The sequence below is a fragment of the Hymenobacter defluvii genome, from assembly GCF_017589435.1.
Taxonomy (GTDB): domain Bacteria; phylum Bacteroidota; class Bacteroidia; order Cytophagales; family Hymenobacteraceae; genus Hymenobacter; species Hymenobacter profundi.
Map to the genome: position 1 here is coordinate 19871 of NZ_JAGETX010000030.1, position 7400 is coordinate 27270.

General features: G+C 55.2%; 6 protein-coding genes. 3 read left to right on the forward strand and 3 right to left on the reverse strand.

The genetic code is table 11. The features are described 5' to 3' along the window. The first annotated feature begins 76 nt into the window (after positions 1-76). Entirely contained in the window at positions 77-2197 is a 2121-nt protein-coding gene (scpA, locus tag J4D97_RS21765; protein ID WP_208309425.1) for a methylmalonyl-CoA mutase, read from the forward strand. A gap of 235 nt (positions 2198-2432) precedes the next feature. Then, positions 2433-2873 (forward strand): hypothetical protein, encoded by a 441-nt coding sequence (locus J4D97_RS21770; RefSeq protein WP_208309426.1) that lies wholly within the window; start codon positions 2433-2435, stop codon positions 2871-2873. A gap of 77 nt (positions 2874-2950) precedes the next feature. On the opposite strand, the gene J4D97_RS21775 is transcribed toward J4D97_RS21770, so the two are convergent. Both J4D97_RS21775 and J4D97_RS21780 read right to left on the reverse strand, forming a co-directional pair. After that, positions 2951-4075, reverse strand: coding sequence for an MBL fold metallo-hydrolase (locus J4D97_RS21775; RefSeq protein WP_208309427.1), 1125 nt, complete (start codon positions 4073-4075; stop codon positions 2951-2953). Positions 4076-4344: 269 nt separating this feature from the next. Next, positions 4345-5331 carry an SDR family oxidoreductase gene (locus J4D97_RS21780; protein WP_208309428.1) on the reverse strand — a complete coding sequence of 329 codons (987 nt, stop codon included), beginning with the start codon at positions 5329-5331 and terminating at the stop codon, positions 4345-4347. A 653-nt stretch (positions 5332-5984) separates the two neighbouring features. Here J4D97_RS21780 and J4D97_RS21785 point away from each other — a divergent pair. Then, complete coding sequence (locus tag J4D97_RS21785) at positions 5985-7082, forward strand: acyltransferase family protein (protein ID WP_208309429.1); 1098 nt, start codon at positions 5985-5987, stop codon at positions 7080-7082. A 104-nt stretch (positions 7083-7186) separates the two neighbouring features. Here the strand turns inward: J4D97_RS21785 and J4D97_RS21790 are convergent. Then, positions 7187-7400: hypothetical protein (locus J4D97_RS21790; protein ID WP_208309430.1), on the reverse strand; the 214-nt coding region annotated here is incomplete at its 5' end.

Here is a 7400-nt window from a genome sequence, read left to right on the forward strand (position 1 = left end):
CGTGCCTGCTAACTTTTACAGGCTACCCTCCCACCCAAATACCGGGCGCGTGCTACGCGCCCCTACTTCTATTCCCATGACGCCCGATTTCGCCCATATTTCCTATAACGCCGGCACGCTGCCTACCCCCGCTGCCCCGCCCGCTGCCTCTCCTACCCCCGAAGGCATCGAGCTGAAAAGCTACTACACGGCCCAGGACGTGGCCGGCCTCGACCACCTCGGCTTTGGCGCGGGCGTGGCGCCCTACCTGCGCGGCCCCTACTCCACTATGTACGTGCAGAAGCCCTGGACCGTGCGGCAGTACGCGGGTTTCTCCACGGCCGAGGAAAGCAACGCCTTTTACCGCCGCAACCTGGCTGGCGGGCAAAAGGGCCTCTCGGTGGCGTTTGACCTGGCCACACACCGCGGCTACGACTCCGACCACCCCCGCGTGGAGGGCGACGTGGGCAAAGCCGGCGTGGCCATCGACTCGGTGGAAGACATGAAAGTACTATTCGACCAGATTCCGCTGGATCAGATGTCGGTGAGCATGACCATGAACGGGGCCGTGCTGCCCATTATGGCCTTTTACATTGTGGCGGCTGAGGAGCAGGGCGTGACGCCGGACAAGCTGGCGGGCACCATTCAGAATGACATTCTGAAGGAGTTTATGGTGCGCAACACCTACATCTACCCGCCCCTACCCAGCATGCGCATCATTGCCGATATTTTTGAGTACACGGCCCGGCACATGCCCAAGTTCAACAGCATCAGCATCTCGGGCTACCACATGCAGGAGGCCGGCGCCACCGCCGATATTGAGCTGGCCTATACCCTGGCCGACGGGCTGGAGTACGTGCGCACCGGCTTGGCGGCAGGGCTGAGTATTGACGACTTCGCGCCGCGGCTGTCGTTTTTCTGGGCCATTGGCATGAACCACTTCATGGAAATTGCCAAGATGCGCGCCGCCCGGTTGCTTTGGGCCAAGCTCATTCAGCAGTTCAACCCGCAGAACCCCAAGTCGTTGGCCTTGCGCACGCACTGCCAGACCTCGGGCTACTCCCTCACCGAGCAGGACCCCTACAACAACGTGGCCCGCACCACCGTGGAGGCGCTGGCCGCCGTGCTAGGCGGTACTCAAAGCCTGCACACCAACGCCCTCGACGAGGCCATTGCCCTCCCCACCGACTTCTCGGCCCGCATTGCCCGCAACACCCAGCTCTACCTCCAGCACGAAACCGATGTAACCCGCGTGGTAGACCCCTGGGGCGGCTCCTATTACGTAGAAACCCTCACCCACGAGCTGGCCGACAAAGCCTGGGCCTTGATTCAGGAGGTGGAAGAGCTAGGCGGCATGGCGAAGGCCATTGAAACCGGCCTACCCAAAATGCGCATCGAGGAAGCCGCCGCCCGCAAGCAGGCCCGCATCGACTCCAACAAGGAGGTAGTGGTAGGTGTGAACCAGTACAAAATTGACGAGCCCACCAACATCGAGCTGCTCGATATCGACAACGCCGCCGTGCGCGAGTCACAGATTGCGCAGCTGAATACCATCCGCACGGAGCGCGACTCGGCGGCCGTGCTGCGCGCCCTGGATGCGCTGACTGAGACCGCTCGCTCGGGTAAGGAAAACCTGCTGGACTTGGCCGTACATGCTGCCCGCCTGCGCGCTACCCTCGGCGAAATATCCGATGCCCTTGAAAAGGTGTACGGCCGCCACCAGGCTACCATTCGGGCCATTTCGGGTGTATATTCGGCGGAGATGAGCTACGACGAGCAATTTGCCCAGGCCCGCCACATGGCCGACGACTTCGCTGCCCGCGAAGGCCGCCGCCCGCGCATGCTGGTGGCCAAAATGGGCCAGGACGGCCACGACCGGGGCTCCAAAATCATTGCTACCTCCTTCGCCGACGTAGGCTTCGATGTGGACATTGCGCCCCTGTTCCAGACGCCCGCCGAGGTAGCCCGCCAGGCCACCGAAAACGACGTGCACGTGGTGGGCGTCAGCAGCCTCGCCGCCGGCCACAAAACCCTGATTCCGCAGCTGCTGGCGGAGCTACGGCAACTCGACCGCGCGGATATCCTCGTTATTGCCGGCGGCGTGATTCCGGCGCAGGACTACCAGTTTCTGTATGATGCGGGCGTGGCCGGCGTGTACGGGCCAGGGACGGTTATTGCCGTGGCAGCGCAGGAGATTTTGGGGAAGCTAGAGGAGTAAATTATTTGGCGGTGGGTTCTTTGAACGGATGGCGCGGGGCTGTGCCCCGTGGCGACTATGCGCAGGCCTCTGGCCTGCCATCACCCGCGCCGTTGGGAGAGTGCTACAGCAAAGTTGTTCTAGCGACGTAGGCCAGAGGCCTACCAATAGTCGACACGGGGCACAGCCCCGCGCCATCATTCAGCCCGCCTGACCACGGCACTTTTGTACACGCAGTATCTCACGGAACATCCCTATGCGCATCGACGAAATAGATCAAGAAGACGCCGACATCGATTGGTTTGCTACCGATAACAACGGTCATATTCTACACATAGCATCCGGCGGTGGGATACTACCCGAATCGGTTGCTGCCTCCGAAGAAGAGCTACTGGAACTGCACCAGTATTTTCTAACGCTGCCTGAAACTGGTTCGGGGGTGACGGTAGCGGTAGAAGAGACAGCCGACGAAGGCAGTTACCAGGGGTTTGCTCGCTACGCTCGGCGTGGACTGTTTTCCTTTGCCAAAACCCGCCTGCACGAGCGGGCCGATACCCAGTACTATATAGTAGCCCGCCCGACACAGTTGCTAACCGTAGCGGAACTGCCAACACATATAGCTGAACTATTGGGCCGCACACGGCTACTGGGGGCCGTAACAGAACAAGTAACGCTTGATAGCACAACTATTCTATAGTCAGTATCAGTAAGCGCCGAGATGTGGACTAATAATTAGCAAAGGACTCTACCTCTATGTTGTTTTTACCAGCACCCCTACTCCCACCACCGCCGTTGCGGCAACGGCCCTACCCCTACTACCACCGGCTGGCCTAGCTCGGGGGTGGTGAAGGGCACGTTGCGGCGGGCGGCTTCGGCGGTGGCACGCTTCACGGATTCGTTCCAGGGGTGGTGTGCCTCGGTGAAGGCGCCCCAGTGCACCGGCAGAAACACCCGTGCCTGCACGTCGAGGGCGGCTTGCACGGTTTGCTCGGGCAGCATGTGAATCTCGGCCCAGTTCTTATCGTACTGCCCGCACTCCAGCAGCGCCAGATCGAAGGGGCCGTATTGCTGGCCGATGCGCTGGAAATGCGGCCCGTAGCCGCCGTCGCCGCTGTAGAACACGCGGTGGGTAGGCGTCTTCAGCACCCACGACGACCACGAGGTACTATTGCGGTTGCCCAAGCCCCGCCCCGAAAAGTGCCGCGCCGGCGTGCTCACAATCGTGAGGCCGGGCAGCTGGATGGAGTCGTGCCAGTCCAGCTCCTGCACGCGGGCCGGGTCTACCCCCCAGGCCAGCAGGTGCGCCCCTACCCCCAGCGGCACGTAGAAGTGGGCCACCTTATCCTTGAGCTTGACGATGGTTTTATAGTCGAGGTGGTCGTAGTGGTCGTGCGAAATCAGGACTGCTTCAATGGGCGGCAGCTGCTCGGCGGTGATTGCCAGCGCATCGTTGTAGCGCTTGGGCGTGACCAGGGGTAGCGGCCCCATCTTCACGCTCAGCATGGGGTCGAACAGGATGTTTTTACCGGCTATTTCCACCAAGCTGGCCGAGTGCCCAAACCACGTAACGCGCACCATGTCCGGCGTTTTGCGGGTGATGCTGAGCGAGTCGAGCGGCTGGGTAGGCAACGGACCGGGCGGCTCACTATTGGGCGTTTTGCTGAACAGAAACTGCCAGAACACCTTCACCGTGCTCCCCCCAGTCATCACCTCCGTCGGCACCAGGTTCCGAAACTCCCCATCTACATAGTGCCCCGACTCTAAATAGGCTGCCTGCTGGGCCTTGGTTGGCTTGCCGCCCAGCTCCGGGCTTAGCTGCGCAAACGCGACGCCTACAACAATCAGCACGGCCACGATACTTGCTACCAAGTAGCCAACGCCTTTCAACAGTTTTCGCATGTTTATCTGGAGAGCTAAGAACGTTCTGTGTATCCAAGCTGGATACTCGATTGTTTGTTCGGAGTTTAAATAACAATAGCTTTTCCGGAGAACATCCGAAACAGAACAAGGGTAGGACGGACCAAAAAAGAACGTCATTCCGAGCTTGTCGAGGAATCTCGCGTGCTGACGAAAGATACTATCTAGCATCAGCACGCGAGATTCCTCGACAAGCTCGGGATGACATTCTATTAAGCTCTACTAAGCCATTCTATATAACAGACGGCGCTTTATTTCTTCGACAGCCACAAGGCTACCGCGCCGCCTACCAGCGCCAGCAGTGCCCCCGAGGCTACCGGGTGCAGGGAGGCACGCGTGTAGTAGCTTTTCTGGAACACGTAGCCCGGATGGTCGCCGTGCACGCGGCCCCCAACGCCAGGCTGGTGCAAGCCGCCCTGCGGGTTGCTGGGTGCCTGGTCGGGCCGAACTTCCTGGCTAGGCATCACGTGGGCGTTCACCCAGTCTACAGCGGTAGGCGCTACCTTATTGAAAGAGCTGAACAGCTTGCTACCACCACCCACGTACACATCGCGCTCTGGATGCGCGGCGGCGTGCACAATGGCATACGCTACCTCCTCGGGCGCATACACGGGGTCGGGCAGCTTTGGCTGCCGGTCCAGGTAGTTGCGGGCATTCTGCATGAAAGGCGTATTGATGCCCGCAGGCTTGATCAGCGTGACCGATACCGGCGCTTCCTCGTGCTCCAGCTCGGCCCGCAGCGAATCGGTGAAGCCTTTGATAGCGTGCTTGCTAGCGGAATACACGCCCTGGAGCGCCACTCCCAGATCGGATACCTCGCTGCCCAGGTTGATGAGGGCGCCGCCCTGCGGCTTCAAATGTTTCAGGGCTTCCAGGGAGCCGTTTACCACGCCCCAGAAATTGGTATCGAACAGCTTGCGGTAGTCTTCCACGCTTCCCTGCTCAATCATCCCCACAATGCCTACCCCCGCGTTGTTCACCCAGGTATCTATCCTGCCGAAGCGTGCTAGGGCAGTTTCGGCAATGCGCCGCACCTCGTCGGCATTTGCTACATCGGCGGCTACGGTGGCTACTTCGCCGCCTAGCTCCTGGGCTACTTTCTGCAAATCTTCTTCACTGCGAGCGGCTAGTACCAGCTTCGCGCCTTTCTCGGCGGCCAGCTTCGCTGTAGCCAGTCCGATGCCGCTGGTAGCTCCCGTAATAACGATGGTTTGTTCTTGAATGGGCTTGAGTTTCATAGATGTAGAGATTAGAACTGAATTTCCTACCTCTTACGCAGCCTTACTCAACACGGCTAGTTCCAACTGTTTGTTGATACTACAGCTGGAAATGATTCTGTATTTGTATTTATCTAACTAAACACAAAATATTATTATCAAATAATGCTGTATATTAACAATTATATAACACCAAATTATTATAAACAGCCTCGTCTATCATCACTTCACAGTGAATATATGTAGCTTGCTTATAGTGTTATTATAATAAAATAGTTCAATATAAATAATTCCAAAAAACGTAATTAGCAGAAGAGCTTAATTTGTTTCAAATTACTGACATTCAAATACTTATAAACAAAACATAGACACTATAAAATACCTTAAAGCGATAATATCTTAATTATGACAAAAGGATGATTAGCAGGCTTATGTTTATAGTGATTCAATGCTCCTCCTCCAAAAAAGTACAACCTTATCGTTCAGCAAGCGTATAGCCGAACTTATTTAAGACAATACTGGCTTGTACAAGCTATAGTTTCCTTGAGAAAAGCTATAGGATTAGGAAGATACGTGTCTTTGAAATTTACCACATCAGCATATTACTATTTTAACTCACTGAATGGCATTTTTTATCAAAGAAACTTCTTAGCATAACTTTCTAGGGGCTGCGCATGGACACTGTAAATACTTTTGTAGCTAAGAGGCCAACCGCTTTCTTAGATAAAGCCAATATAGCAACGGCCGTTACCCGCAAGCCTGCTTTTCTGGACTATATTCAGAACGCCCGCGCCATTGCTATTCTATTTATAGTAGCCATTCACTGCTACGGTATCCTGAAGCCGGAATTTGAGCCTATTATTCTGCAACGCGGCACGTTGCTGTTCATGTTTATCTCCGGCTTTCTGTTTCAATACCTCTCTAAGCGGTTCGATAAGAAAACGTATTGGTACAAGAAAGTGCAGAATATTTTGGTGCCCTACGTACTTATCTCGCTTCCTATCTTATTTATCCGCTTCGCAACGCACCACCACAACCCAGATATAACGGAAGTATTTCCGGCTTTTTTCACGTATTCCCTACCCACGCAGTTGGTGGCCTATTATATAACTGGAATGCACTTGGTGCCTTTCTGGTTTATCCCTATGATCTGCTTCTACTATCTGCTGGCACCGGTCTTTATCTACCTCGACCGTAACAGAACAGTATATTATTTCCTACCTGTTTTCATGTGCCTGTCGCTAATAGTTACCAGATCGTCAGAGCTATACCGATTCCACTTAGCCTTTATTCACTACCTATCTATCTATCTGCTCGGTATGTTTGCCAGCCGCTACCACAAGCGGCTGCTGTCCATCACAGACTTGCTCTGGCCTATTCTGATTGGTCTTACGGTTGCCTTTATCGTATTGGGCGCCATATTCAACCAAAAGGAAATCCGCTTTATTGAGCAGTTCCAGTATTGCCAAAAAATACTCCTTTGCTGGAGCATTATTTATTTGCTGTGGAAGTTCAACGACAAGATTATGCAGAATAAATTCTTGTCTAAGAACCTCACTAAATTATCTAATATCAGCTTCGCTTTATACTTTGTACACTACTACTTCTTGTATTTTATAGATTACCTGGTGGAGAACGGCACACTAAATTGGTCGCCTACCTTTTTCAATTCCACGGTAATTTTCGTTGCTGATTTACTTTTTTGCTTCGCGGCCATTGCTGTTATAAAAGCTATTGCTGGCAGCAGGAGCAAATACATTATGGGCTATTAGCTAGCCCTGGTAAAGACATAGCACGTTGTATCTCCTCGTTGGTGGGGTTGCTTAACCCGCCCAGTAGTAGTCGAAGTGCAAAACGCTCTACAAGCGTACTTTCCCTACCATCTCTCTGTTCCAGAACTAGGGAAACGGAACAGCCGAAAGGCCCGCTCTTTCTGCAACGAGTATAATAGCCACAGGGGCGGGGGGTCTGGGGTGGCCGTAGGGCGGGCCCCGTGGGGGAGTGGGGTTCGGTGGGGCTTTTTCAGGGGCGCCTGAAGCGCGTCGGTGCCCTCCTGGGGGGCGGGAGCGGGGGGGGGGAGGGCGGGGGCG

Bases quoted from the DNA above. Each gene is read 5' to 3' on its own strand.
- J4D97_RS21785 (WP_208309429.1), top strand. From the start codon at position 5,985: ATGGACACTGTAAATACTTTTGTAGCTAAGAGGCCAACCGCTTTCTTA.
- J4D97_RS21775 (WP_208309427.1), bottom strand. From the start codon at position 4,075: ATGCGAAAACTGTTGAAAGGCGTTGGCTACTTGGTAGCAAGTATCGTG.
- J4D97_RS21780 (WP_208309428.1), bottom strand. From the start codon at position 5,331: ATGAAACTCAAGCCCATTCAAGAACAAACCATCGTTATTACGGGAGCT.
- J4D97_RS21770 (WP_208309426.1), top strand. From the start codon at position 2,433: ATGCGCATCGACGAAATAGATCAAGAAGACGCCGACATCGATTGGTTT.
- scpA (WP_208309425.1), top strand. From the start codon at position 77: ATGACGCCCGATTTCGCCCATATTTCCTATAACGCCGGCACGCTGCCT.